Source organism: Paraburkholderia translucens (assembly GCF_020881035.1).
GTDB classification, from domain to species: Bacteria; Pseudomonadota; Gammaproteobacteria; order Burkholderiales; family Burkholderiaceae; genus Paraburkholderia; species Paraburkholderia translucens.
In genome coordinates this window covers 293,274-318,707 of record NZ_JAJITC010000003.1, presented here as the reverse complement: position 1 = coordinate 318,707, position 25,434 = coordinate 293,274, and the positions used below count along the sequence as shown (strand labels likewise).

Below are 25,434 nucleotides of genomic sequence, written 5' to 3'. Positions count from 1 at the left end.
TATCACGGGAAGTTCAGCCATACTCCGGCCGGCCTGCCTGAGTCACCGCCCCAGGCGCGCCGGCGTTGTATCAGGCGGCGCGACGTCCTCACACTTTCTCGAGCACCAGCGCGATTCCCTGGCCGCCGCCGATGCAAAGAGTCACGACGCCGCGGCGCAGCCCATCGCGCTGCATCGACCACGCAAGGCGCGTGGTAAGAATCGCACCGGTCGCGCCGATCGGATGGCCGTGCGCGATCGCGCCGCCCTCGACGTTCACGATGTCCTCGGGGATGCCCAGTTCCTTCATCACCGCGAGCGGCACCGCCGCAAACGCTTCATTGATCTCGAAGCGGTCCACATCGCCAAGCGACAAGCCCGCCCGCTGCAACGCAAGCTGAACGGCTGGCACAGGACCGAGACCGAAGAGGCCCGGCTCGACCGCCGCCACGCCCCACGACACGAGCTTCACCATGGGCGCGAGCCCGCGGGCTTCGGCGAAGCCGCGCTCGGCCACCAGCATGGCGCTCGCCGCGCTGTTCAGGCCTGGCGCATTGCCCGCCGTGATGGTGCCATCGGGGCGAAACGCTGGGCGCAGCCTGGCAAGCCCTTCCAGCGTCGTGTCCGGCCTCGGAGCCTCATCGGCGACGACGCGCTCCACGCCCTTCTTGCCCTTCACCTCGACCGCCACGATCTCCTCCTTGAAACGCCCCGCCGCCTGCGCGGCGGCGAAGCGCTGCTGGGAACGCACCGCCCAGTCATCCTGCTCGGCTCGCGTGAGCGCGGCCTGCGTCACCAGGTCTTCGGTATGCCAGCCAGAATGCTGGGCGGAAAACGCATCAACGAGACCATCGCGCAGCATGCTGTCGTGGATTTCGGCGTTTCCCATGCGATAGCCCCAGCGTCCGCCGTCCAGCAGATAAGGCGCCCGGTCCATGTTCTCCATGCCGCCCGCGAGCGCGACGTCGGTGAGGCCTAGCATCACTTCCTGGGCCGCGCTGGCAATAGCCTGCGCACCCGAGCCGCATACGCGGTTGAGCGTCAGCGCCGGCACCGTCACCGGCACGCCGCCGCCAAGCTCCGCCTGGCGAGCCGGGTTCATCTTGTTACCCGCCTGGATCACATTGCCGAGCACCACGGAGCCGAGCAGCGCGGGATCGAGGGTTGCGCGCGCCAATGTTTCGCGCACCACGACTGCGCCAAGCTCGGTAGCAGGGACATCCTTGAATGCGCCATTGAAGCCGCCAATCGCCGTACGCACCGGCTGGCACAACACAATCTCACGTGTACTCATCGTCAATTCTCCTTTAAGCAACATGTGTAGAAGTCAATGTCCCGCGAGCCACGTTTGATTTCTCGATGGCATTGACGTCCCGGCGTGGCATCAAACCTCGCGTGCGCACGGCGGCAGCAACGCGGCGGCTCGTTGCGCATGACACAACGGCGACTTGCTTTTCGCCCGAACGCCTCGTCGTCGACCGGCCTGGACAGGCGCCGGGCGCAACCATCATCGCCCGGGTGCGGACCTGTCTACGCAATCGCACTGGCGCGGGGTTCGAGCGCGGAGCGGTGTTCCCCTGCCTCGGGCCGTATCCTGAACCAGATCGAGTACATGGCCGGCAGAAACACCAGCGTCAGAATCGTTCCGGCGAATGTCCCGCCGATCAGCGTATAAGCCAACGTGCCCCAGAACACGGAATGGGTCAGCGGAATGAACGCAAGCATCGCGGCAAGTGCGGTCAGAATCACCGGCCTCGAGCGCTGGATGGTGGCCTCCACCACCGCGTCGAACGGCGCCATGCCTTCGCGCGCGTTGTGCTCGATCTGGCCGATCAGGATCAACGTATTGCGCATCAGGATGCCGGAGAGTGCAATGAGCCCCACCAGCGCGTTGATCCCGAAGGGCTGGTTGAACAGCAGCAGTGTCGGCACAACGCCGATCAAACCCAGCGGACTGGTCGCGAACACCATCATGGTCGCGGCGATCGAGCGCGTCTGAAAAATGATGATGAGCAGCGTCAGCGCAATCATGATCGGGAACAGCGGCGCGAGCGCCTTCGTCGCCTTGTTGGATTCCTCGATGGACCCGGCTTCCTCGATCCGGTAGCCATCGGGCAGCTTCGCGATAATCGGCTGAAGTTGCGCCAGCGTCGCCGTCGACACATCGGGCGGCTGCAGTCCCTCCGCAATATCTCCGCGCACGGTGATCGTCGGCGTCCGATCGCGGCGGCGAAGAATCGGATCTTCCATGCGGATATCGACCTTGCCGATCTGCGAGAGCGGCACGCGCTGACCCGCCGCGCCGATCAGCGTAAATCCGTCGATACGCTGCGGATCGAGCCGGATCTCGCCCGCCGATCTCGCGACGAGTTCCACCGAACGAATGTCCTCGCGCACGTGCGTGACGGGAATGCCGGTCAGCAGGAATTGCAGTTGCTGCGCGACGGAATTCGACGTCAAGCCGAATGCCCCGAGCCGATTTTGATCGAGCGTGAAATGCACGGTGGCAACGCGCGGCCCCCAGTCGGCGTTCACCGTGCGCATCATCGGGTTCGCGTTCATGGTCCGTTCCACCTGCGCGGCAATGGTGCGCAAGGTCTGCGCGTCCGGGCCCATGACCCTGAACGCAACGGGGTAAGGCGAGTATGGGCCGAACACCAGTTGGGTGACGCGAACCTGAGCCCCTGGCACCAGGCCTTCCGCAATAACTTTGCGCAGACGGAATTTGAGCGCCTCGCGCTGCTTCTCGTCACTCGTGCGAATCACCATCTTCGCGAAGGACGAATCGGGCAACTCCGGCGACATCGCCAGATAGAAGCGCGGCGCCCCCTGTCCGATGTACGACGTCACGATCTTCGCTTCCGGCTGCTTCGCGAGCCAGGCCTCGACCTTTTCCGTTGCCGCGGAGGTCTGTTCGATCGACGTACCGTAGGGCATCTGCACTTCCACGAGTACTTCCGGGCGATCGGAGGTCGGGAAGAACTGCTTTTTCACGAGCGCCATGCCCATCACGGCGATCACGAACGAGGCCACCACGATTCCCGCGACCAGCCACTTTCGTCGGATCACGCGTCCCAGAAACTCGCGAAAACGCTGGTAGTTCCGCGTGTTGTAGATCGCGCCGTGGCCGCCTACGATCACGGGAATGTCGGGCAACAGCTTGACGCCGAGATACGGCGTGAACACAACGGCAACGATCCATGAAGTAATCAAGGCGATGCCGACGATCCAGAACATGTTGCTCGTGTATTCGCCCGCCGTCGAGCGCGCAAAGCCATTCGGCATGAAGCCGACGGCCGTGACCAGCGTGCCCGAGAGCATCGGCGCCGCCGTGTGGCTCCACGCATACGCCGACGCCTGAACGCGGCTATAGCCCTCCTCCATTTTCACGACCATCATCTCGATGGCGATGATCGCGTCGTCGACGAGCAGGCCCAGCGCGAGAATCAGCGAACCCAGCGTGATGCGGTCGAAGCTCTTGCCCGTCGCGGCCATGACGACGAACACGCCCGCGAGTGTCAGCGGCACCGCAGCCGACACCACGATGCCGACGCGCCACCCCATGCTCGCGAAGCTCACGACCATCACCACGAGCAGCGCAACGAAGAACTTGACCATGAACTCGTCGATCGCCGAATGAATGTTGACGGCCTGATCGGTCACCTTCGTGAGACTCATCCCGAGCGGCAGCCCTGCATTGATCGATGCGACTTCCGTGTCGAGCGCCTGCCCGAGGGTGAGCCCATTCCAGCCGTCCCGCATCACGACGCCGAGCAGCAGCGCAGGCTCGCCCTTGTTGCGAATCTGGAAGGTGGCCGGATCTTCGTAACCGCGCTCGACGGTGGCCACGTCCGAGAGCTTCAACGTTCGGCCTTGAACAACGATGGGCGTATCGCGGATGGTCTGCAGTCTGTCGAACGCACCTTCGACGCGAATGAAAACCTGCGCGCCCGCCGTGTCGATCGAACCGGCGGGTGTCAGCACGTTCTGGTTATTCAGGGCTGCGAAGATATCCTGCGGCGTCACGCCGAGCGTCGCGAGCCGGTCGTGCGAAAACGAGACATAGATCCGTTCCGCCTGCTCGCCGATGATGTTCACCTTCTTGACGCCCGGCACATGGAGGAGACGCTGGCGCAGTCCCTCGGCGTCACGCACCAGCAAGCGTTGCGGCTCGCCTTTCGCCTTGAGTGCGAACAGCGCGAACGTGACATCGGAATACTCGTCATTGACGAGCGGACCGATCACGCCGGGCGGCAGGCGGCTCGCTTCATCGGAGAGCTTTTTGCGCGCCTGGTAGAACTCCTCCGGCACGTCCGCAGGCGGCGTGCTGTCGAGCAAGGTCACCGTGGTGAACGCCAGCCCCGGACGCGTATAGGTCTCGGTGCGGTCGTACCAGCGCAACTCCTGCATGCGCTTCTCGAGCGGCTCGGCCACCTGATCCTGCATTTCCTGCGCGGTGGCGCCGGGCCACGCGGTAATGACCGTCATCGACTTGACGGTGAATGGCGGGTCTTCGGCCCGCCCCAGTTTCAAGAAGGTGACGACGCCAGCGATCGAAATCAGAATGATCAGAAACAGCGTGACGGAGCGCTCCCGCACCGCAAGAGCCGATAAATTGAAGCCGCTCATTGCGCCGCTCCTTCCCGTGAGACCGACGCAGTCGCCACCGCGTCGTGGGCGACGCGCACGCGTTCTCCGTCGTGAATCAGCTGGGCGCCGAGCGCGACGACCTCCTCGCCGTCGCGAAGATCGCCGGACACCGTTGCACTGTCGTCGCTCAAGGCGGTGACGCGAACCTTGTGCCAGGTCGCCCGCGACTGCGATGGATCGACGGTCCAGACGCCGGTACCCGTGCCCGGATCGAACACGGCGCCGATCGGCACTTCCATCGCGGCCTGTGCCTGGCCGGCATCGCCGGCGAGATCGATGGTCACGGTCGCGCCGAGCGGCGCGTTCGACAGCGCGCCTTCGAGCACGTACCTCGCCTCGTAGGTCCGCGTAAGCCGGTCGGCCGAATCGGAAAGCTGACGCAAGGCGGCGGGAACCGGCTTCGTGTCGGCGCCGTAAAGCGTCGCCTCGGCGATCGAGCCGGGTGCCGGACGCAGCGTCTCGGGAAGCTGGACGACGGCCTCGCGGGGTCCGGCATGCGCGAGCCGCACGACGATCTGCCCCGGCGCGACCACCTGGCCAGGCTCTGCGAGCGTCTCGACCACCACGCCGTCAGCGTCCGCCACGAGCACTGCGTATCCGGAAGCGTTGCTGGCGAGCACCGCCTGCGCCTTCGCCGCGACGAGCTGTGCCCTGGCGGAATCGGCGGCAGCCCTGATCTGCTCATACGTCGATGCCGACACCGCGCCGGCCGCGACGAGATCTCGATACCGAGCCTCGTCGGCGGCCGTCTGCGTCGCGCGCGCCTGCGCAGCATCCACGAGTTCCTGCTGCGAACGGGCCTGCAGTCCCAGGTCGACCGGATCGATGCGCATCAGGGGTTGGCCGCGCTTGACCGTTTGGCCCGCGTCGACCAGACGCTCGATGACTTTGCCCTGAACCCGGAAACCGAGATCGCTCTGAACGCGGGCTGCCACGACGCCCGAAAACGACCGGCTCGCGCCCGCCGCGCCGTGCACGACGCTGGTACGCACGAGTGGCGCCTGGGTACGCGGATCAGCGGCGGGCCGCTCGCCGCACGCCGCGAGTGCGAGCGAAGCCAGGCTCAATGCGTAGACAAAATGATGGTGCCGGAACATGAGGTCGCCCCTCGCAAAAAACAGGAGACCTCATTCTTATCCTAGTGACCGTTTCAGTCAATAGTCACAACAAGATTCATGGAGCCAGGCTTCTGAGCACCAGGCTCGCGAGCTGCACCGTGGCCTCTTCCGCGGAATCGAGGTTGTACTGGAGCAGCAAGGGATTGAAGTAAGGCTTCATCACCAGAAAGACCGCATTGACCGCCTCGTCCAGCGGCGTCTTACGTTCGAATTCGCCGGTTTCACGTCCGAGCCGCAGAATGTCGACGATGAGTCGCCGGATCTGTTCTTCATAGCCTTTGACGGAAGGCCAAGGCGAGGTGGCCGCCACGGCGGCGATATCGTAGAGCTTGCGATCCTGGAAGAAAAGCTGGCTTCCCGAGGCAAGTAAGGTCTTGAACATACGGCGAAATTTTTCCGTCGCGCTGTGCGCGTCGTGGACGTTTTCTCTGACTGCCGCGATGATGGCGGCGAGGCGATTGGCGCAGATGACTTCGCCGATCGCCTGTTTCGAGTCGAAAAACTTGTAGATATAGGCTTTCGAAAACCCGATTTCCTTCGCGAGATCGGAGACCGTGGTCTTTTCGTAGCCGTAGCGACTGAAGTATTCCGTGGCGGCTTCGACGATCTGGGCGCGAACTTCGTGGTCCGAGGGGCCACGGGACGGGGAGGCGGAGGGGATGGGCTTGTTCATGCCTCAAGCTTAGTCCCTGACCCGGGAGTTGACAACTTGTGACCATATTGTATATTGGTCACTACATTACCCTTCCTGTCGTCGCTCCCGAGATCATCATGTCGTTACGTCCTCCACTGGTTCTCCTGATTAGCGTCGCCACCCTTTCGGCCTGTGCCGTGGGTCCCGACTACCACCGCCCGGATGCGCCGCTCGCGCAGCGCTATGCGACCCAGCCGCCGTCCGCCAGCGCGGCAAAGGCTCCGGCGGCCAATCTGTCCGCATGGTGGGAAGGCTTCAACGACCCCCTGCTCACGCACTATGTTTCTCTGGCGCTGGCCCAGAACCTGGACCTGGCCCAGGCCGTCGCGCAAATCGCCCAGGCACGCGCGCGCCTCGGCTCGGCCAACGCGGCCCTGCTTCCCTCGGCGGCGGTTTCCGCCTCGGCGGCGCGCGCCTATCAGTCGGTCAACACACCGCTGGGGCAGTTGCTCAATGCCACACCGGGTTACGAGCGCTGGGGCACCGAGTACGAGACCAATCTGGAAGCCAGTTGGGAGATCGACATTTTTGGCGGCTTGCGGCGTCAGCGCGAAGCCGCGCTTGCCGATTACGCGGCGACGCAGGCGGCGGCGGTCGCCACCCGACTCGCCGTCGCGGCCCAGACTGCGGATATCTACGTCACGATCCGCGGGCTCCAGGCCCGTCTCGATATCGCAACCCGGCAGGTGCAGACGCAGCAAGCGCTGCTCGCAGACGTGAAACTCCTGTATTCGAAGGGCGCCGCCGCCGACTATCAGGTTCAGCAGGCGCAAGGCGCGCTCGACCAGGTTCAGGCCACCGTGCCCGTCCTCGACGCGGCGCTGGATGCCGCGTCGAATTCCCTCGACGTGATGCTTGGTACGCCGGCCGGCACGCACCGGGCAGAGTTGAGCGCGCCGACCGCGATCCCAGTTGCACCGTCGATCGCTGATATGGGCACGCCGGCCGATCTGCTGCAAAGACGCCCCGATCTGATCGCCGCGGAACGTCACCTCGCCGCCGCCAATGCTCGTATTGGCGCGGCGATCGCCGAGTACTATCCAACGGTCTCGCTGAACGCCTTCCTCGGCAGCGCGACTTCGGCCGCGGCTGGTACGTTGTTCTCGGGCGGCGCCAGCCAGGCGGCCGGACTCGTCGGGCTGCGCTGGCGCCTGTTCGACTTCGCGCGCATCAACGCCGATGTCGACGAGGCGAAAGGCGCCGACGCGCAAGCGCTCGCGGCCTATCGCCAAGCCGTACTCCGCGCCTCCGAGGACGTCGAAAACTCGCTCTCCTCATTAGTGAATCGAGAAGCACAGGCGGCCACGCTGTCGCATGCGGAATCGTCGCTGTCCCGAGCCAAGGATTCCTCGATGACGGCGTACCGCAGCGGCGCGGCGAGTTTCATCGACGTATTGCACGCCAACGAGACCCTGCTCGAGGCCGCCGACGCGCGCGCGCAAGCGCAAACCGGATCGGCGCGTGCAGCGATCTCCACGTTCAAGGCGCTCGGCGGCGGCTGGGACCCGGCATCGCTCGATGCGCAGAAGTCGCTGTCTTCACGCTGACGAAGGCGCTCTGCGTTGGCGCGCGCCATGAGACCTGCGCACGGTGTGGGATCGCGCATGCGCGAACTGCACCACTCCCGCTCGCGTCGCGCCCGCAATCGGACAGCGGTCAGCGCGTCGCGACGTCAGTCGAGCGGCAGTCAGCGAACTGCGCTAGGGCAGTTGCGGTTTCGGGTCTGGTTTACCACGTTGCGACCGGCAAGGTAGAGATCGTCGTTCCGCCTTCTCGCTCACGGCCAAACGCAGGTTAAGCAACCACAACGCCGTTATTGGTTGGCTGACTGTCTCTGCCCGCACATTATTCCCTCCCGCCTTCCCCGATTTTCAAAAACCGCTTTGCCGACGGGGATCGATCGCCGCTCTGCCCCGCCACGCTTACGTCTGAGGGATTATTTCCCGACCGGGAATAGTAAATTCAGATTATCGGCATAAATCTTTGATAGTAGGGGTATACACTGCCCTCCATCGACGTTGCAGACACCTTGCTCATTGGCTCCTGCAACAGGTTCCCGAAATGCAGTCCCAACGTTATTGGAGTCTTACCATGAAGACCAAGCTCATCGCCGCCCTGCTCGTTGCCGCTTCTGCCGCGATCGCCGCTCCTGCTTTCGCAAGCGGCTACGGTCCCGCACCGTACTATCGTCCGGCGGTCGGCGCGCCGGCTTCGCAACAAGGCCAGAATGCGCAGACCGTCGCGGCTGAACGCGCCAACGCCCAATCGAATGCATACGGTGGCGTGAATAGCGTGTCCACGCAGTCGGGCTCGCGCAGCGAACCCGCTTCAACCTCGCGATCGGTGTACTTCGGCCACTAAGCCACCACTCGCACCGTCAGATCCGCTGTCCTCGAGGGCAGCGATCAAACCAGGCGCCGCGCATGCAGTATCGATGCCGGCGCCTCGTTACGTTAGCGACGGCCTCGGCCGGTCCGTCGTGACACGCCTGCCGGCCTCTAGCTCGCCAGTCCCGCATCGATCAACTCGCGCGCTGCGCGAAATCCCGCCTCTGCGGCCGCATGCTCGGTGGACCATAAGCTGTCGATGTGCACGAGCTGCCAGTCGACCACCGTCGAATCGTCGCGCAGCACCCGGAAATGCGCCTTGACGCCGGTCAGCACCTGCTCGACCGCCACCTCGATGTCATAGTCGCCATAGCGCGCCTGGTAGTCGCCCATGTCGACGCCCTTCGGCTCCATGCTCGCCTCCGTGGGATCGCCAATCGCGGGCAAGCGTACACGCGCGCGTCGCGGGCGTCGCGATGCCGGACGACCGGATCACGACTCACCCGCGACGCGCCGCTCCGCTCTCCAGACCGGCCCTGCGGCCGGCCGTCGATCGGCGGATCAGTCGCAATCGCCGGAAAGATATTGCCGGCCCTTGCAGTTGATTTCGACCTCACCACTGCCTGCTTCGGCAACGAGGTCACATGCCAGTAACTCCGCCACGACGGACTGCTCGACTTGGGGCGCCGTCTGTCCGACGCCGACGTCGTTCAGACGCCGCAACGCTTCGACCGCTTCAGGACTCAGGGACTTCGACATGGCCGTCTCCGTCGGAATACTCAATTCATCGTAGCAAGTTTCATCGGCGGATGCAGGCGTACGTGGACGATGGGCGCGCCGCATGAAGCACCGAAGCTGCAAATTGGCGTCTCGCGCAGGCGTGAGCGATCAGAGCACGGGTAAAAACACAGTTCGGCGCGCGAGCAGCGGCCCCGGAACACGGCCTGCTACCGCGAATTGTGCACACAGCCGCGCGCCGACCGGCGGCACGCGACATCGAAGGAGAGCGACATGAAGCGAGATAAACGGGTCACGCTGACGGCCACCGCGACCGCGCTGGCGGCGCTGCTCGCAATCGGTGTAAGCGGCGCAAGCGCCGTCGCGCAGACGGCGCCCGGCACGCCGCCCGACAGCCATACGCCAATGGCCAAACCGCCCGAGGCGGCATCTGGCGCCGCCGGCTCGGGCAATCCCGACAACATGCCGATCAAGCGGCCGGCCAAGCCGACCAACGACCATATGTCGCACGAGCCGCCCGCAAGCGGCGCGAACGCGAAGTAGCCGCTGCGCACGCCGCCCGCATCAGGAAGGCGTGATCAGAGGCGCGCGATCGACACCTCGGTCGATTTCACGAGCGCGACCACCTCCGAGCCGACTTTCAGTTCGAGTTCGTCGACCGAGCGCGTCGTGATCACCGACGTGACGATGCCGAACGGCGTCTCCACATCGACTTCGGATACCACCGAGCCGCGAATGATTTCCCTGACCTTGCCTTTGAACTGATTGCGCACGTTGATGGCGGAAATGCTCATTTCAGATAACTCCACAGTAGCGGTTGATAACGGAACGGATCGATTCGGTTCAAAACTCAGACGGCCCAGCGCACGTCGGTCGGCCGCCTGAGATGGCCGGGTTCGGGCAAGCCGTACGGGTCATAGGGCTCATACGCGCGATGCGCCTGCGTGTCGTCGTTCGGCGCGCTTTTCAGCACGCGTTGCAGCACGTGGTCTTCGAGCGCAGCGAAACCCGCCGACGCCCGCTCGCGCGGCCGCGCGAGCGCCACCGGCTGATCGAGTGCGATGCGCCCTTCCTCGATCAGCAGAATCCGGTCGCCGAGCGCGACCGCTTCGTGCACGTCGTGCGTGACCAGCAGCGCAGTGAAGCGATGCTCGCGCCACAGCCGTTCGATCAGCGCGTGCATTTCAATGCGCGTCAACGCATCGAGCGCGCCGAGCGGCTCGTCGAGCAGCAGCAATTGCGGACGATGCACGAGCGCCCGCGCGAGCGCGACGCGCTGCCGCTGGCCGCCCGACAGTTGCGCGGGCCAGTCGTTCGCGCGTTCGAGCAGGCCGACTTCGGCGAGCACCGCGCGCGCATCGTCGCGCGCGCCACGGCTGATGCCGAGCATCACGTTCTGCAGCACGGTTTTCCACGGCAATAGACGCGCATCCTGAAACATAATGCGGGTATCGAGCGGACCGCCGTCGACGGCGCGCTTTTCGAGCGCGCCCGAGCTGGTTTCTTCGAGACCCGCGATGAGCCGCAGCAAGGTCGACTTGCCGCAGCCGCTGCGGCCGACGATCGCGACGAAGCTGCCCCGCTCGATCGACAGATCGAAGCCCGACAGCACCTCGCGGTCGCCATAGTGCTTGCCGACGCCGCGCAATCGCACCGCGGGGTCGCTCGCCGGGCGCGCGTCATTGCGCGCGAGCGCGTCGGTAAATTGCAGTCCGTGGGGCGCCGCAGCCGCCGCCTCCCGCTCGATCTCCAACGCTTCATTCGCGTCGTGATCCGCGACTCGCGCCTGCGCGAGCTCCGCCTCGAGATCGCTGCCCGCGATGCCGCCGAATGTCGTCGATAGCGTCGTTGCACTCATGCTTTTGCTCCTCGCTGATAGGCCGGATGCCAGCGCAGCGACACGCGCTCCAGGCCCTTCGCGAGCATGTCCGCGAGTTTGCCGAGCGCCGCGTACAACAGAATGCCGACCACCACCACATCGGTTTGCAGGAATTCGCGCGCATTCATCGTCATGTAGCCGATGCCCGATTGCGCGGAGATGGTTTCGGCGACGATCAGCGTGACCCACATCAGGCCGAACGCGAAGCGCACGCCCACCAGAATCGACGGCAGCGCGCCCGGCAGGATCACGTGGCGGTACAGCGCGAAACCTTTGACGCCATAGCTGCGCGCCATCTCGATCAGGTTTGCATCGACCGAACGGATGCCGTGGAACGTGTTCACATAGACCGGGAAAAACACCCCGAGCGCGACGAGGAACACCTTCGCTTCTTCCTCGATACCGAACCACAGGATCACGAGCGGAATCATCGCGAGCGCCGGGATGTTGCGGATCATCTGCACGGTCGAATCGAGTACGATTTCCGCGGGTTTGAAGAGACCCGTCGCGAGTCCGAGCACGAGTCCGATGCCCCCGCCGATCGCGAAGCCCGACACCGCCCGCCACGTGCTGACCTTCACGTCCGCCCACATTTCGCCGGACTGGATCAGCGACCAGGCGGCCTTCACGACCGCGAGCGGCTCGGGCAGCACGCGTGTCGACAGCGCGCCGCTACGCGCGGCGAATTCCCACGCGAGCAGGATCGCAAGCGGTGCGAGCCATGGCAGCAGATGCGCGCGCCAACGGCGCAGCGCGGCGGCGCGCGTGCCGCTCGCGGCCTGCGGGGTCGCCCTCGCGGTCGCGCTCAAAGTCGTGTCACTCATGTTGGCTTTTCTCCTTGCCTGCCGATCGTCGCGAGCCGGTCACGCAAGCCGCGCGACAGACGCTTCGCGCCCGCTCAGCTTGCGCTCGCCGCCTTCGGCAGATAGCTGGTGCCGACGATCTCGCCGAACGGCCCTGACAACGGCCCGTTGGCCACCTTGCTGCGTCGTTGCGGCAGCAGCGGAAACACGAGCTCGGCGAAACGATACGATTCCTCGAGGTGGGGATAGCCCGACAGGATGAACGTCTCGATGCCGAGCGCCGCGTATTCCTTCATGCGCGCGGCCACCTGCTCCGGGCTGCCGACCAGCGCGGTGCCGGCGCCGCCGCGCACGAGCCCGACGCCCGCCCACAGATTCGGATACACCTCGAGCTGCTCGCGCCCGCCGCGCTTGCCGCCGTGCAGCGCGGCCATGCGGCGCTGCCCCTCTGAATCCATCTTCGCGAACGAGGCTTGCGCACGCGCGACCGTGTCGTCGTCGAGCTTGCTGATGAGCTTGTCGGCGGCGGCCCACGCTTCTTCCTCGGTCTCGCGCACGATCACGTGCAAGCGGATGCCGAAGCGGATCTGTCGGCCGCGCGCCGCGGCGCGCGCGCGGATGTCGGCGAGCTTCTTCGCGACCGCTTCGGGCGGCTCGCCCCACGTCAGATAGGTGTCGATGTGCTCGGCCGCGATGTCGTGCGCAGCCGCTGACGAGCCGCCGAACCACAGCGGCGGATGCGGGTTCTGAACCGGCGGATACAGCGCCTTGCCGCCCTTCGACTGCAGATGCCTGCCGTCGAAATCGATCGCTTCGTTGGTGTGTGACGCGGCGAGCAGCTTGCGCCAGATATGCAGAAACTCGTCGGTGATTTCGTAGCGCGTGTCGTGATCGACGAACACGCCGTCGCCGGCCAGTTCGGCAGCGTCGCCACCGGTCACGACGTTGATCAGCAGGCGACCGTTCGAGAGCCGGTCGAACGTCGCCGCCATGCGTGCGGCGAGCCCCGGCGACGACAGCCCCGGTCGAATCGCAACGAGGAACTTGAGCCGCTGCGTCGCGGGAATCAGGCTAGACGCGACGACCCATGCGTCCTCGCACGAGCGGCCGGTCGGCAGCAGCACGCCCTCGTAGCCGAGCGTATCGGCGGCGACGGCGATCTGACGGAAGTAGTCGTAATCGGCTGCGCGTGCGCCTTGGGACGTACCGAGATAGCGGCTATCGCCGTGAGTCGGGATGAACCAGAACACATTCATGTAGTTGCTCCTGCCTGTTCTTGACGGAATGAATACGGTGCGCGCGAGCGCCGGCCGCGCGCATCGAGCCGGCAACCGGCAAGGCGCTGCGACGGGTTGAAGGATTGCAAAACGGACGGTGGACTCAGACCACCAACGTGCGCGCAACGCGCCCGATTCAACGGATGACGGCCACGCCTGCGCCGTCTGCATGAGGGAAGAGTCTATGGAGCGGTCCGCGGCTTTTGAACGATTTTTTTGAGCTTAGGTTTTCCGCTTTCGTGATTAGCCCGGCGCTACCGCATACGGATGTTGCGCTTTATACACGCGCCGCCGGGCCGGCCCCACCCCTGTCGATATAATGGCGCTCGTTTCCCATCACCCGGTGCAGGTCTTGCATTCGCATCACCTGTACGTTGCCGGTGCAATGCATGCAAAAAATTATTCTGCCGTTCGTTGCCGGTTTTCTGGCTTCCCTGTTCTTTCACGAATCGACGCTGGCGCTCATGCACGCCGCCGGCATGATCGACCCCAACGGTTTTTCTACTGCGCCGTTTTTGCCGCTCGGCTTGCCTGAGTTCATCGCTAACGCAATCTGGAGCGCGTGCTGGGCCGTGCTGATGGCCTGGCTGCTGCGAGTCGCGCCGCACCGGCACGCACCGTGGGTCCCCGCGTTCGTGTTCGGCGGCATCGTGCTGACGGCGGCGAGCGTGTTCGTGGTCGATCCGCTGCGCGGCATCTGGCCGAGCGGCAACATGCTGCCGCGTCTCGCGGTCGGCTTCGCCGCGAATGCGATGTGGGGCTGGGGCGCGCTCGTATTCATGCGAGCGTTCATGGCAAGCGAGGCCGAGGAATAAGCGCGGCGCGCCCGCGTGCGCGCGGTGCATGGATTCGCACGGGCAGGATCGTGAATGGCGCGTTCAGCCGCGCAGCGCGCGCAACGGATGCTCGTTCGCCGGCCATGGGCTCTCGAACATCTTCTCCACATCGGCCGGCTTGACGTCCTCGATGCGCGCGAAGCGCCAGTGCGGCGCGTTGTCCTTGTCGATGATGCGCGCGCGAATCCCCTCCACCATATCCCCGAGCAGAAAGCTCGAGCGCGCCAGATCGAGATCGACGCGTAGCACGTCGGCCATCGACCCTTCGGCACGCGTGACCACTTCGAGCGAGACCGCCATCGACAGCGGCGAGCGTTCGCGCAGCACCGCGATCGTCTGATCGGCCCACTGCGCCGCCTCACCGCCGCGCTCGCGTTCCTGTTCGAGCGACGCGAGGATCCGCGCGACCTCGGCTGACGCGAAATGCCGGTCGATCAGCGTACGCGCCTTCGCGAGCGCGCTTTCCTCGGGGCGAGGCACGACCTGATACCCGAGCGTCTCGCGCTCGATGCATGCAACCACATCCGGGCCGCTCTCGAAAGGTTCGCGGCGCAACGTGTCGATCAGCGCGGGCAACGCCTCGCCGTCGATATAGGCATCGGCAAGGCCCGCGTATAGCGCGTCGGCCGCGCCGATCGTCTCGCCGGTCACGGCCAGGTAACGGCCGATCGCGCCGGGCGTGCGCGCGAGAAACCAGCTCGCCCCGACGTCGGGAAACAGGCCGATGCGGGTTTCGGGCATCGCCATCTGCGTCGATTGCGTGACGACGCGCAGGCCGCCGGTGCGATGCGCGCCTTGCGAAATGCCCATGCCGCCGCCCATCACGATGCCGTTCATCAAGGCGATATACGGCTTCGGGTACGTGAAGATCGCGTGATTGAGGCGGTATTCCTCGCAGAAGAAGGTGTCGCGCGCCTGCTGGTCGCCGCGTTGCGCCGTCTCGTACAGGAAGCGGAGGTCGGCGCCCGCGCAGAATGCGCGCTGGTGCTGGCTGCGCACGACGACGGCCAGCACCTCGGGGGCCTCCCGCCACTGGTCGAGCGCGGCGTGGATCGCGCGGATCATGCCGGTCGACAGCGCATTCAGCGCTTTCGGCCGCTCCAGTTCGATGAAGCCGATGCGGTTGGCTACGTGGGTCGCGATTTCGTCGCTGACGGCGGGCGAGGCGGACGTGGACATGGCGGGCGCGGCGACACGGAATGAGTGGGAACTGAACGTTATCACGGGCCCGCAGCTTTACGCCTGGCGGGAGGCCGAGGGGGCGGGTCCGTGGAGGAAGCTGGGAGCCGCTTGGGCCGTTTCTCGCCGCGAACAGCGGCGTTGGCCGATCCGCCCGCCCTCGCGGTCTGCGGCGCCCCGAGCCACGCGTCGAGGGTCACGCCGACGAGCGTGTCGAGTGGCGCGCTCGGAAACACCGGGCAAGTGAGATACAGCGCGACGATGCCGTGCAGACTCGCCCACAACGCCTCGGCCCGGACGGCCGGCTCCACCGATGCAACCGGCGCCGGAAGACGACCCGCGGTGCGCAATTCGTCGAGCGCGTCGATCATGATCTGCAGCGCGGCGTCGCCGAGGTCCTCGCTGGCCTCGCCGGCGGCGTTGCCCGGGGCGGTGGTCGAATGACCTCTCCGGGTGTTCGCGCTGGGCTCGCCCGCGTTACCCTCGTCTTTGCCAACGCCCACTGCGCCGCCCAGCGCCGCGCCGGTGTAGCTCGGATCCTCCATGAAAATCAGCCGGTACGTTTCCGGATGCTCGACGCCGAACGCGACGTACGCGCGCCCAAGCGCCTTCAACCGTTCGGCGGGATCGGCGATTTGCATGAGCGGCACGAAGGTCGCGAGCAACTGCGCGTATCCCTCCGCGCACAAGGCCCGCGCGATGTCGTCGCGGCTCGCGAAATGCAGATACAGCGTGGCGGGCGAATATTCGATCGCGTCGGCGATCTTGCGCATCGACAGCGCGGCAAAGCCCTCGCGCACGACGATGCGCCGCGCGGCATCGAGGATACGTTCGCGCAGCGCCTGCTTCTGACGGTTTTTTCGTTCGGCGATTCCCATGATTCGCAATTTTCAGATTGACAAACTGAAAAGTCAAATTAAACTGAACAGCGTTCACTGAACGATGTTCAGTAACTTTCTTCCATTAATTTCCGCAGCGACAGGGCCACGCGGCGACGTCGCGCCGCCACTTCAGGGAGTCGTCATGCAAGCCACGGGAAAGGTCGGTTTATTCGGTGCCGCGGGCGCGGCCGGTCAAAGCATCGGGGCGGCGCTTGGCGCGGCGGGCCGCGACTATCGGGTGGTCGGCCGCTCACGCGAGGCACTGCAGCGGACCTTCGGTCATGACCCTCACGCGGAAATCGTCATCTGGAACCCCGACGACCCCACCTCGATCCGCGCGGCGGCCGCCGGCCTGCAGACCGTCGTCTACCTCGTCGGCGTGCCCTACGATCAGTTCGCGCAGCACCCGCCGTTGATGGAGAAAACGCTCGCCGGCGTAATGGCGGCGGGCGTCGAACGTTTCATTCTGATCGGCACCGTATATCCGTACGGCCGCGCGCGCGGCAGCAATCCCATCCACGAAGATCATCCGCGCGAACCTCACACGTTCAAGGGCCGCATGCGGCTCGCGCAGGAAAACCTCGTTCTGGCCGCCCATGGCCAGAACGGCTTCAAAACGCTGGTGTTGCGACTGCCCGATTTCTACGGGCCGGGCGTCGAACGCAGCCTGCTGCACGATATCTTCGTTGGCGCCGCTGCGGCCAGGCGCGCGCAGGTGCTGGGCCCCATCGATATGCCGCACGAATTCATCTATCTGCCGGATGTGGGTCCAGTGGTCGAACGACTCACGCGCACGCCCGACGCTTACGGCCGCTGGTGGCATCTCGCCGGCGCTGGCACGATCACGCCGCGCGAGGTGGCGCGCGAGGCGTACGCGCTCGCGGGCCGCGAGCCGAAGCTGATGGTGGCCGGCAAAGGCATGCTGCGCGTGCTCGGGCTATTCAATCCGCTGATGCGCGAACTAGTCGAGATGAACTATCTGATGACTGAACCGCTCGTGCTCGATGATTCGGCGCTGGCAGCGTTGATCGGGCCGCTGAGGAAGACGTCGTATCGTGAAGGGATCCGGCGGTGCTTCGAAGCGGCCCGAGATGAGGTGTCGGAGCGCGTGAGTTCGCGGTGATGCGTCGACGATGCGTGGGCGGAAAACAAACCGAACGGATGGACGAGCGCCCCGCCGCTCGCACCGATGAACTCTCGGCTGATCCGGTCAGCCCGCCATCTGCCCCGGCGGAAAGTGGCCGCTCCTTAGCAGGACCGGCGCGCCGTTGCTGATCTGCAGATGCTCGCGCGCGACGGCCTCGATGCGCGGCCGCCCCGCATCGAACGCACGCAGCCAGCCTTCGAGGTTCTCGGTATGCGCACCGAAATGATCCTCGAGCGCTTCGACCGAGATCGCGCACGGCACCGGCTCACCGTCCACCAGCGCGGAAAAGACCACGGTCAAGTTGGAGTCGCGATAAGCGGGCGCGTCTGCGGGAAAGCGGATTTCCATGGTCGCCTCGTAGAAGGTAGCGGCGCGAAGGCAGCACGCGCGCAAGCTCACGGCGCGCCGCCGACCCTCGCGGGTCCCGCTATGGTACCCGCGCCGCCAGATCACGGTCCAGCGCACGCGCTCGCCGGATTCTGGGCATCGCGCGGCGCCTTGACGAGCCGAGCGCTTCGGTCATCCGTCTGCACAGGACCCGCCGCGAGCCTCACTGCCCATCCAGCAATCGGTCGATATACTCACGCGCCGCCTGTTCCACGAACGCGAGCGCCTCTTCTTCGCTGGCGAACCGTTGCCGGTCGCCGAGTTCCAGCAGCGTTTCGATCCGGTGCGGGTCGTCCGGGCCGAGTTCGGCGAGACTGACCGAGCCGACGTAAGTGCCACCCGCACGGGTGTGCGCGTCGTCGGCCGTGGCGTCCGGCGTGCCCGAAGCGCTGCCTGCCGGCACGAGGCGCGCGGTAGCGCTGATGTAATAGCCGCGATAGGGGCCACTGACCCGTTCAGCCATCTTCGTCCTCCTCTTGCGGTTGGTTGGTAAGCAGGCGCCAGTCACGACGGCGCCATAACGATAAGGCGCGCCGCAGCGCGATAAGTTCGGCTCGCCACGCGAGCGTGCGCACCGCGCCGCTGTCGTACCGCACTTCTGCCGCGCGCACCGGTCGAACAGCCTCGACGGCATTCTCCGCGCCGTCGAATCCGTTCCAGTTAGGACGCCATTTCGAGTCCAGCGAGCCCAATATGGGAAAATATTTTCTGCAGAATCGCGAGCTGCCCGAGCCGGATGCGGCGAACCACTGGTTTGCGTACGCCGAAAGTCACGGCATCGACATCCCGAAAGCGATCAGCATCTGGGAAGACGCGGCCACTGAAGAAGGCGCGGAAGCCCGGCGGCTCGTCAGTGCGGCGGGCATCACGGTCGAAGCGCCCTGATACGCGGCGCGCGCCGTCGACGTACGCATCGGTGCCCTCGCCGGTGTCGGCCGCCAACTCCCTCTATTCGAATGAAAGGACACAACACGATGCAATTCACGACGCAACCGCGGCGCGCCGGCCGATTCCACCGCCTTCGGCCCAGCGCCGCGCTTGCCCTCGTGCGTCGCGCGTCGCTGTCGGCTGCATTGCCTGCCGCCCTGCTGCTCGCCACGGGACTGGGCGGTTGCGCGTCGTCGAACACGACCACGCTGATCAATCTGCCGAACGGCCAGACCGGCTTCGCGGTGAACTGCAGCGGTGCCGACGCGGGCTCGAGCTGGGCTTCGTGCTACGTGCAGGCGGGCAAGGCCTGCGGCGCGACGGGTTACGACATCGTGTCGAAGGATAACGACGAAGGCGGCACCGCCGGCGGCAGCATCACGAACGTCGTGTCGGCGAACGTGAAAAACCGCTCGATGATCGTGCGCTGCAAGTAAGCCGACCCACGTTCCGTGCTGCAATCGCGAAGGCTTGGGCGCGCGGCGCATATGGAGGAAGTACGCGCATTGCGTCAGGACTTCGCGAGTGCGAGCTTGCCGTAGTCGTGACCGAGATGCGCGCACAGCGCTTCGACTACGAGTTCATGATCGGCGCGCTGCGGCAAACCGGACACCGTGATCGACCCGATCACGCCCGCGCCTTCTACCGTCAGCGGGAACGCACCGCCGTGCGACGCGTACTCGGTGGCCGGCAGACCGTGTTTGTCGGCGAGCGTCGCGCCCGCGAGTTGCATCTTCAGACCAATCGCGTACGAGCTGCGGCGAAAGTGCGCGACGGTGTTGCCCTTGCGGCGCGCCCAGTCCACGTTGTCCGGCGTCGCGCCGTCGAGCAGGCTGAAGAACAGCGGCTGGCCGAACGTGCGCACATCGATCGCGGCAGCAATGCCGCGCGCTTTCGCGACCTCATGCAGATAGGCGCCGACCTGCCATGCGCGGTCGGGATCGAAACGGGGAAACACGAGAGTCTTTTCCTGAATGGCGATGACCTGCAGATCGTGAGCGATATCCATGGGTGCTGAGCGAGTCGGAGAGTGGAAGCGCCGCCGTCATGAGGATCCGGCGAGCCGTGTGAAGTATCTGAATTCTAGCGCAGCGTCCATGCGCGGCTTTCCGCGGTCTTCCCGGTATCCGACGTCGCGACGGCATGCGAACCGCAATGAAGCCAATCCTTACATGGCTATTGCGCTGGCTGTCTGGTTAGGCTATAATTTTTTCTTCGACGGACGCGGGGTGGAGCAGTCTGGCAGCTCGTCGGGCTCATAACCCGAAGGTCGTAGGTTCAAATCCTACCCCCGCAACCAACCGAAATCATTGAAGGGTTACAACGCATCGCCGTGTAACCCTTTTTTGTTTTTGTCGCCTCGCAGACTGCCACCCGGCCAGCCACACCAACGCCGCACCGCCCGCGGACGAGAACCATGTCAGACGCGGCAGCCTCTGCCAGCGTCCCAGTAATGCCCCGCCCCGGTGATAAACTCCTATCACCCTTTCTCGTCCCCTTTCCAATGAAATTCTGTTCTGTCTGCGGCCACGGCGTCAGTCTGAGCATTCCGCCGGGCGACAATCGCGAGCGCTTCGTATGCGCCAGTTGCGGCACCGTGCATTATCAGAATCCGCGTAACGTGGTCGGCACCGTTCCCGTGTGGGACGACAAGGTGCTGCTGTGCCGTCGCGCGATCGAGCCGCGCTACGGTTACTGGACGCTGCCCGCCGGCTTCATGGAAATGGGAGAGACGACAGCCGAGGCCGCGTCGCGCGAAACGCTCGAGGAAGCCGGCGCGCGCGTCGAAGTGCAGAACCTCTTTTCGTTACTGAACGTGCCGCACGTCCATCAGGTGCATCTGTTCTACATGGCGCGGCTGCTCGATCTCGACGTCGCCGCCGGCGAGGAAAGTTTGGAAGTGAAGCTCTTCGAGGAGCATGAGATTCCGTGGGACGAGATCGCATTTCCGACCGTCGGCCAGACGCTGCGCTTTTTTTTCGCCGACCGCGCGGCCGGCAGCTTCGGCCTGCATACGGGCGACATCTTCCGCTCACTGCGCGAAAGTTGAGCGGCGCGCATGGTTCCCTGGCTCGGCGCTGACGATCCGTTCCCGCCCGTCGAGCGCGCGCTCGGCGCCGCGAGCGGCGCGCCGGGTCTGCTCGCGGCAAGCGCCGACCTGCTGCCGTCGCGCCTCATCGACGCTTACCGGCGCGGCATTTTCCCGTGGTATTCGGACGGCCAGCCGGTGTTGTGGTGGAGCCCCGATCCGCGCATGATCCTGCGCCCCGCCGAGTTCAAGCTGTCGCCGTCGCTACGCAAGACGCTCAAGCGCATGTTGCGAGACGATGCGTGGGAAATCCGCGTCGATCACGATTTTGCCGCCGTGATGCGCGCGTGCGCGCAGGCGCCGCGCCGCGGTCAGCGCGGCACATGGATCACCGCCGATGTCGTCGACGCTTATTCGTCATTGCACCGCATGGGCGATGCGCACAGCATCGAAACCTGGTTCGAGGGAAGGCGCGTAGCCGGTTTGTACGGCGTGTCGCTCGGCCGGATGTTCTTCGGCGAATCGATGTACACCGACGTCAGCGATGGCTCGAAAATGGCGCTAGCCGCGCTGGTCGGCCACTTGCGACGTCACGAAGTAGAAATGATAGACTGCCAGCAGAACACGTCGCATCTGGCGTCGCTCGGCGGTCGCGAGATTGCGCGCAAAGCGTTCGTCGCGCATGTTCGCGCGTCCGTCGGCGCACCGGTGATCCCGTGGCGGTTCGACAAGACCGCCCTGCTCGAGATCGTCGCGCGTGCGGCGTAGGAAGAATCAGGCCGAACCCGGGTCCGCTGCCCGTCGAATCGCGGCATCAATAGCCAGGCGTGCCGGGTTTGCAGTACCAGAGACGCTTCGAGAGCTGCCAACGTGACTCATCCCAACGAGCTGCCTCTTTCCCCGCTTTCCGCGCTGCAATTTTATGCAACGGCGCCCTATCCCTGCAGTTACCTGGACGGCCGCATCGCGCGCTCGCAAGTCGCCACACCCAGTCACCTGATCAATTCGGACGTCTACACGGACCTCGTCAAGGCGGGCTTCCGTCGCTCGGGCGTGTTCACCTACCGCCCGTATTGCGACGGCTGCCGCGCGTGCGTGCCGGTGCGCGTGCCGGTCGAGCGTTTTCAGCCGAACCGCACCCAGCGGCGTGTCTGGAAAAAGCACGGCGACCTGATCGCGACCGTATCGCCGCTGCACTACGACGAGGAGCATTACGTGCTGTATATGCGCTACCAGTCGGCGCGCCACGCAGGCGGCGGCATGGATCGCGACAGCCGGGACCAGTACGAGCAGTTCCTGCTGCAAAGCCGGATCAACTCGCGGCTCGTCGAGTTTCGCGAGCCGGCGCCGGGACGCCCCGACGCGCCGGGCGCGCTGCGCATGATCAGCATGATCGATATCCTCGGCGACGGCTTGTCGTCCGTGTATACGTTCTTCGAGCCGGACCTGCCGCACGCGAGCTTCGGCACCTACAACATTTACTGGCAGATCGAACAGGCACGCAGCCTGAATCTGCCTTACGTGTATCTCGGCTACTGGATTCGCGAAAGCCCGAAGATGGCATACAAGGCGAATTTCCGACCGCTCGAAGGCCTGATCGACGGGGCGTGGCGCGTGCTCGATCCGGCCAGCATCGAACTGCCGCCGGTCGATTTCGCGATGCACGGGCGACGCGGGCCGCTCAGGCCGTAGGCAAGTAGGCAAGGCGTGGCTGTCGCGAGCCACACCCTGGCAGCCTCATCAAGGTCCAAAGCCGGTAAAATAGCGGGTTCCCATTTTCCGGCCGTCCGGCTTCATCCCGTGCTCAGTTCCCTTTATCCGCTCATTCGCGCCCAACTCTTTCGCATGGACGCGGAAGACGCTCACCATCTGACCTTGCGCATGCTCGGCGCCGCCGGCCGCACCGGCCTCGCCGGCGCGCTCGCGGCGCGCGTGCCGGATTCGCCGCGCACCGTGATGGGCCTGACGTTCCGCAACCCGGTCGGACTCGCGGCGGGCCTCGACAAGGACGGCGCGTGCATCGACGGTCTGGCGGCACTCGGCTTCGGCTTCATCGAAGTGGGCACCGTGACGCCGCGCGCGCAGCCGGGCAATCCGCGCCCGCGCATGTTCCGGTTGCCGCAGGCAAACGCGGTGATCAACCGGATGGGCTTCAACAACGCCGGCGTCGACCAGTTCGTGAAGAACGTCCAGGCCGCGCGCTATCGCGGCGTCCTCGGCCTGAACATCGGCAAGAATGCCGACACGCCGATCGAGCGCGCCGCCGAAGACTATCTCTACTGCCTCGAACGCGTGTACCCGTTCGCGAGCTACGTCACGGTCAACATCTCGTCGCCGAATACGAAGAACCTGCGCCAGCTACAAGGCGCCGACGAACTCGACGCGCTGCTCGCCGCGCTGAAGGACAAGCAGCAACGCCTCGCCGACATGCACGGCAAGCTCGTGCCGCTCGCGCTGAAGATCGCCCCGGACCTCGACGACGAGCAGATCAAATCCATCGCGGACACCTTGCTGCGTCACCAGTTCGAAGGCGTGATCGCAACCAACACCACGCTGTCGCGCGCCGCCGTCACTGGCATGCCGCACGGCGACGAAGCCGGCGGCCTGTCGGGCAAGCCGGTGTTCGACGCCTCGAACGCGGTGATCCGCAAACTGCGCGCCGAAGTCGGCGAGGCGGTGCCGATCATCGGCGTCGGCGGGATCTTCTCGGGCGACGATGCGCGCGCCAAGCTCGCGGCCGGCGCGTCGCTGGTGCAGCTTTATACTGGTTTCATTTACCGCGGTCCGGCGCTCGTCGCCGAATGCGCGCAGGCGCTGCGCTGAGCATGCGCACCACCGGCGCATATAGACATAAACAGACGGTATTTAGGTTGCAATAGTCTCGTTTGCTATGCTCTCGACCGTCAAAACACCGGACGTATAAAGGAACACGATGAAATCAGGCCTGCTCAAGAAGCTTCTTGCCACCGCGCTGCTCGGCGCGTCGCTGGCCGCCGTCACCGCGCACGCGGCAGACCTGCTCGATCAGGTCAAGCAGCGCGGCACGCTGCGCATCGGTCTCGAGGGCACCTTCCCGCCGTTCAACTCGAAAGCGCCGTCGGGCGAGCTGGTCGGGTACGACGTCGACATCGCCAAGGCCGTCGCAGCCAAGCTCGGCGTGAAGCCGGAGTTCGTCACGACCGAGTGGAGCGGCATCATCGCCGGTCTGCAGGCGGGCAAGTTCGACGTGATCGTCAACCAGGTCGGCATCACCGACGCACGCAAGCAGACGCTCGACTTCTCGCCGGCGTACACGTACTCGGCCGCGCAGCTGATCCAGCGCAAGGACGACACGCGCCAGTTCCACTCGCTCGAAGACCTCAAGGGCAAGAAGCTCGGCGTCGGTCTCGGCACGAACTACATGGACATGGCGAAGGCGGTCCCCGGTATCGACGTGAAGACCTATCCGGGCGCGCCCGAGTATCTACGCGATCTGGCGGCCGGCCGGCTCGACGCGGCGTTGAACGACCGTCTGATGCTCGCCTACCTGCTGAAGAACTCGCCGCTGCCGCTGCGCACCGGCGCGAACGTCGGCCCGGGCAACCCGTCGGGCATTCCGTTCAAAAAGGGCAACCCGGAGTTCGCGAAGGCGATCGACGACGCCATGACCCAACTCGAGGCGGACGGGACCTTCACGAAGATCTCGGAGAAATGGTTCGGCATCGACGTCAGCAAGCCGATCAAGTAATACGCCTGCAGTCAAACGAAGGGCGGCATCGTGATGCGATGCCGCCCTTCGCGTTTCTGCGGGATGCAGCCGACCCACGCTTCAGCCCCCGCGTGACGGATACCCCAAGCCGCATCGCGCGAATCGCGCCTTAACGCGCGCCGAAGTTTATGATGTGCGCTTTGTGCGTCAATAAGAACACCGCCCATGTCCATCACTTCCCTGCTGCTCCAATCGCTGCCGGTGCTCGTACAAGGCGCCTTGCTGACGATCAAGTTCGCGATCCTTTCGATGATCTTCGGCCTGATCGGCGGCGCCGTGCTTGCGCTGATGGGCATCAGCCACAGCCGTCCGCTGAACTGGATCGCGCGCGTCTATGTGAGCGTGATGCGCGGCACGCCGCTGCTGGTGCAGATCTTCGTGATTTATTACGGTCTGCCGAGCTTCGGCATTTCGCTCGAGCCGACGCCGGCCGGCGTGATCGCGCTGTCGGCGAACGTCGCTGCCTATCTGTCGGAAAGCATGCGCGGCGCGATTCTGGGGATCCACCAGGGCCAGTGGCTCGCCTCGTACAGCCTCGGGCTGTCGCGGCGTCAGACGCTGCGCTACGTGATCGCGCCACAGGCGCTGCGCATCGCGGTGCCGAGTCTGTCGAACAGCCTGATCAGCCTGATCAAGGACACTTCGCTCGTGTCCGTGATCACCGTGACCGAGCTGTTGCGCAGCGCGCAGGAAATCATCGCGTCGACTTATCAGCCGCTGCCGCTCTACCTTGCGGCCGCCGCCGTGTACTGGGTGCTGTGCCAGGTGCTCGAATGGGCGCAGCGCTGGTACGAGCGGCGTCTGTCGCTGCCGACGCGGCACTGAGCGCCGCGCG

Annotated in this window: 28 protein-coding genes and 1 tRNA gene; 14 read left to right on the top strand and 15 right to left on the bottom strand. The window is 65.3% G+C overall.

The genetic code is table 11. The features are described 5' to 3' along the window. Positions 1 to 88: 88 nt before the first annotated feature. The 4 genes from LJ655_RS07000 to LJ655_RS06985 form a co-directional block, all read right to left on the bottom strand. A complete protein-coding gene (locus LJ655_RS07000) occupies positions 89 to 1,273 on the bottom strand; it encodes a thiolase family protein (RefSeq protein ID WP_230560532.1) in 1,185 nt (394 codons plus the stop codon). A gap of 236 nt (positions 1,274 to 1,509) precedes the next feature. Continuing rightward, positions 1,510 to 4,608: an efflux RND transporter permease subunit gene (locus tag LJ655_RS06995; protein WP_230560531.1), complete on the bottom strand. Its 3,099-nt coding sequence runs from the start codon at positions 4,606 to 4,608 to the stop codon at positions 1,510 to 1,512. Then, on the bottom strand, positions 4,605 to 5,726 hold the full coding sequence (locus LJ655_RS06990) for an efflux RND transporter periplasmic adaptor subunit (protein WP_230560530.1): 1,122 nt from the start codon (positions 5,724 to 5,726) through the stop codon (positions 4,605 to 4,607). Before LJ655_RS06990 ends, LJ655_RS06995 begins: the two co-directional genes overlap by 4 nt. A gap of 76 nt (positions 5,727 to 5,802) precedes the next feature. Beyond that, complete coding sequence (locus LJ655_RS06985) at positions 5,803 to 6,420, bottom strand: TetR/AcrR family transcriptional regulator (RefSeq protein ID WP_230560529.1); 618 nt, start codon at positions 6,418 to 6,420, stop codon at positions 5,803 to 5,805. A 98-nt stretch (positions 6,421 to 6,518) separates the two neighbouring features. Here LJ655_RS06985 and LJ655_RS06980 point away from each other — a divergent pair, with 98 nt between their 5' ends. Further along, the gene (locus LJ655_RS06980) at positions 6,519 to 7,988 is read left to right on the top strand and encodes an efflux transporter outer membrane subunit (protein ID WP_230560528.1); all 1,470 of its coding nucleotides are present in this window, start codon (positions 6,519 to 6,521) and stop codon (positions 7,986 to 7,988) included. Positions 7,989 to 8,532: 544 nt separating this feature from the next. Continuing rightward, positions 8,533 to 8,802 carry a hypothetical protein gene (locus tag LJ655_RS06975; protein ID WP_230560527.1) on the top strand — a complete coding sequence of 90 codons (270 nt, stop codon included), beginning with the start codon at positions 8,533 to 8,535 and terminating at the stop codon, positions 8,800 to 8,802. A gap of 137 nt (positions 8,803 to 8,939) precedes the next feature. Here LJ655_RS06975 and LJ655_RS06970 read toward each other — a convergent pair whose 3' ends face one another. Both LJ655_RS06970 and LJ655_RS06965 read right to left on the bottom strand, forming a co-directional pair. Further along, positions 8,940 to 9,182 carry a DUF6566 family protein gene (locus tag LJ655_RS06970; protein WP_230560526.1) on the bottom strand — a complete coding sequence of 81 codons (243 nt, stop codon included), beginning with the start codon at positions 9,180 to 9,182 and terminating at the stop codon, positions 8,940 to 8,942. A 147-nt stretch (positions 9,183 to 9,329) separates the two neighbouring features. Beyond that, complete coding sequence (locus LJ655_RS06965; protein ID WP_230560525.1) at positions 9,330 to 9,527, bottom strand: hypothetical protein; 198 nt, start codon at positions 9,525 to 9,527, stop codon at positions 9,330 to 9,332. A gap of 252 nt (positions 9,528 to 9,779) precedes the next feature. Here LJ655_RS06965 and LJ655_RS06960 point away from each other — a divergent pair, with 252 nt between their 5' ends. Then, the gene (locus tag LJ655_RS06960) at positions 9,780 to 10,049 is read left to right on the top strand and encodes a hypothetical protein (RefSeq protein WP_230560524.1); all 270 of its coding nucleotides are present in this window, start codon (positions 9,780 to 9,782) and stop codon (positions 10,047 to 10,049) included. 35 nt (positions 10,050 to 10,084) lie between these two features. On the opposite strand, the gene LJ655_RS06955 is transcribed toward LJ655_RS06960, so the two are convergent. The 4 genes from LJ655_RS06955 to ssuD form a co-directional block, all read right to left on the bottom strand. Continuing rightward, entirely contained in the window at positions 10,085 to 10,300 is a 216-nt protein-coding gene (locus LJ655_RS06955; RefSeq protein WP_230560523.1) for a TOBE domain-containing protein, read from the bottom strand. Positions 10,301 to 10,356: 56 nt separating this feature from the next. Then, positions 10,357 to 11,364: an ATP-binding cassette domain-containing protein gene (locus LJ655_RS06950; protein WP_230560522.1), complete on the bottom strand. Its 1,008-nt coding sequence runs from the start codon at positions 11,362 to 11,364 to the stop codon at positions 10,357 to 10,359. After that, positions 11,361 to 12,209, bottom strand: coding sequence for an aliphatic sulfonate ABC transporter permease SsuC (ssuC, locus tag LJ655_RS06945; RefSeq protein ID WP_230560521.1), 849 nt, complete (start codon positions 12,207 to 12,209; stop codon positions 11,361 to 11,363). The genes LJ655_RS06950 and ssuC overlap by 4 nt, the downstream gene beginning before the upstream one ends. Before the next feature lie 74 nt (positions 12,210 to 12,283). After that, on the bottom strand, positions 12,284 to 13,444 hold the full coding sequence (ssuD, locus tag LJ655_RS06940; RefSeq protein ID WP_230560520.1) for an FMNH2-dependent alkanesulfonate monooxygenase: 1,161 nt from the start codon (positions 13,442 to 13,444) through the stop codon (positions 12,284 to 12,286). 410 nt (positions 13,445 to 13,854) lie between these two features. On the opposite strand from ssuD, the gene LJ655_RS06935 reads away from it, so the two are divergent. Next, positions 13,855 to 14,280: a hypothetical protein gene (locus LJ655_RS06935; protein ID WP_230560519.1), complete on the top strand. Its 426-nt coding sequence runs from the start codon at positions 13,855 to 13,857 to the stop codon at positions 14,278 to 14,280. 63 nt (positions 14,281 to 14,343) lie between these two features. Here the strand turns inward: LJ655_RS06935 and LJ655_RS06930 are convergent, their stop codons facing one another. Beyond that, entirely contained in the window at positions 14,344 to 15,480 is a 1,137-nt protein-coding gene (locus LJ655_RS06930; protein WP_230560518.1) for an enoyl-CoA hydratase/isomerase family protein, read from the bottom strand. Positions 15,481 to 15,521: 41 nt separating this feature from the next. Further along, positions 15,522 to 16,358, bottom strand: coding sequence for a TetR/AcrR family transcriptional regulator (locus LJ655_RS06925; RefSeq protein WP_230560517.1), 837 nt, complete (start codon positions 16,356 to 16,358; stop codon positions 15,522 to 15,524). Between the two features lie 145 nt (positions 16,359 to 16,503). On the opposite strand from LJ655_RS06925, the gene LJ655_RS06920 reads away from it, so the two are divergent. Continuing rightward, entirely contained in the window at positions 16,504 to 17,484 is a 981-nt protein-coding gene (locus LJ655_RS06920) for an NAD-dependent epimerase/dehydratase family protein (protein WP_230560516.1), read from the top strand. 87 nt (positions 17,485 to 17,571) lie between these two features. On the opposite strand, the gene LJ655_RS06915 is transcribed toward LJ655_RS06920, so the two are convergent. Both LJ655_RS06915 and LJ655_RS06910 read right to left on the bottom strand, forming a co-directional pair. Then, positions 17,572 to 17,856, bottom strand: coding sequence for a DUF1488 family protein (locus tag LJ655_RS06915; protein ID WP_230560515.1), 285 nt, complete (start codon positions 17,854 to 17,856; stop codon positions 17,572 to 17,574). Between the two features lie 202 nt (positions 17,857 to 18,058). Then, on the bottom strand, positions 18,059 to 18,358 hold the full coding sequence (locus tag LJ655_RS06910) for a hypothetical protein (protein ID WP_230560514.1): 300 nt from the start codon (positions 18,356 to 18,358) through the stop codon (positions 18,059 to 18,061). 230 nt (positions 18,359 to 18,588) lie between these two features. Between LJ655_RS06910 and LJ655_RS06905 the strand changes: the two genes are divergently transcribed. Both LJ655_RS06905 and LJ655_RS06900 read left to right on the top strand, forming a co-directional pair. Then, positions 18,589 to 18,780, top strand: coding sequence for a hypothetical protein (locus LJ655_RS06905; protein ID WP_230560513.1), 192 nt, complete (start codon positions 18,589 to 18,591; stop codon positions 18,778 to 18,780). A gap of 89 nt (positions 18,781 to 18,869) precedes the next feature. Continuing rightward, positions 18,870 to 19,259: a hypothetical protein gene (locus tag LJ655_RS06900; protein WP_230560512.1), complete on the top strand. Its 390-nt coding sequence runs from the start codon at positions 18,870 to 18,872 to the stop codon at positions 19,257 to 19,259. Positions 19,260 to 19,333: 74 nt separating this feature from the next. Here LJ655_RS06900 and LJ655_RS06895 read toward each other — a convergent pair whose 3' ends face one another. Next, positions 19,334 to 19,831: a heme-degrading domain-containing protein gene (locus tag LJ655_RS06895; protein WP_230560511.1), complete on the bottom strand. Its 498-nt coding sequence runs from the start codon at positions 19,829 to 19,831 to the stop codon at positions 19,334 to 19,336. 214 nt (positions 19,832 to 20,045) lie between these two features. Between LJ655_RS06895 and LJ655_RS06890 the strand changes: the two genes are divergently transcribed. From LJ655_RS06890 to LJ655_RS06860, 7 genes are all read left to right on the top strand, one after another. Further along, a tRNA-Met gene (locus LJ655_RS06890) sits at positions 20,046 to 20,122 on the top strand. Positions 20,123 to 20,326: 204 nt separating this feature from the next. Continuing rightward, entirely contained in the window at positions 20,327 to 20,872 is a 546-nt protein-coding gene (locus LJ655_RS06885) for an NUDIX hydrolase (RefSeq protein ID WP_230560510.1), read from the top strand. A gap of 9 nt (positions 20,873 to 20,881) precedes the next feature. Further along, on the top strand, positions 20,882 to 21,619 hold the full coding sequence (gene aat, locus LJ655_RS06880) for a leucyl/phenylalanyl-tRNA--protein transferase (protein WP_230560509.1): 738 nt from the start codon (positions 20,882 to 20,884) through the stop codon (positions 21,617 to 21,619). 102 nt (positions 21,620 to 21,721) lie between these two features. Continuing rightward, the gene (locus LJ655_RS06875; RefSeq protein WP_230560508.1) at positions 21,722 to 22,543 is read left to right on the top strand and encodes an arginyltransferase; all 822 of its coding nucleotides are present in this window, start codon (positions 21,722 to 21,724) and stop codon (positions 22,541 to 22,543) included. A 108-nt stretch (positions 22,544 to 22,651) separates the two neighbouring features. Next, positions 22,652 to 23,674 carry a quinone-dependent dihydroorotate dehydrogenase gene (locus LJ655_RS06870; RefSeq protein WP_329959682.1) on the top strand — a complete coding sequence of 341 codons (1,023 nt, stop codon included), beginning with the start codon at positions 22,652 to 22,654 and terminating at the stop codon, positions 23,672 to 23,674. A gap of 109 nt (positions 23,675 to 23,783) precedes the next feature. Further along, positions 23,784 to 24,578 (top strand): cystine ABC transporter substrate-binding protein, encoded by a 795-nt coding sequence (locus LJ655_RS06865; protein ID WP_230560507.1) that lies wholly within the window; start codon positions 23,784 to 23,786, stop codon positions 24,576 to 24,578. Positions 24,579 to 24,764: 186 nt separating this feature from the next. Next, entirely contained in the window at positions 24,765 to 25,424 is a 660-nt protein-coding gene (locus LJ655_RS06860; RefSeq protein ID WP_230560506.1) for an amino acid ABC transporter permease, read from the top strand. Positions 25,425 to 25,434: the final 10 nt, after the last annotated feature.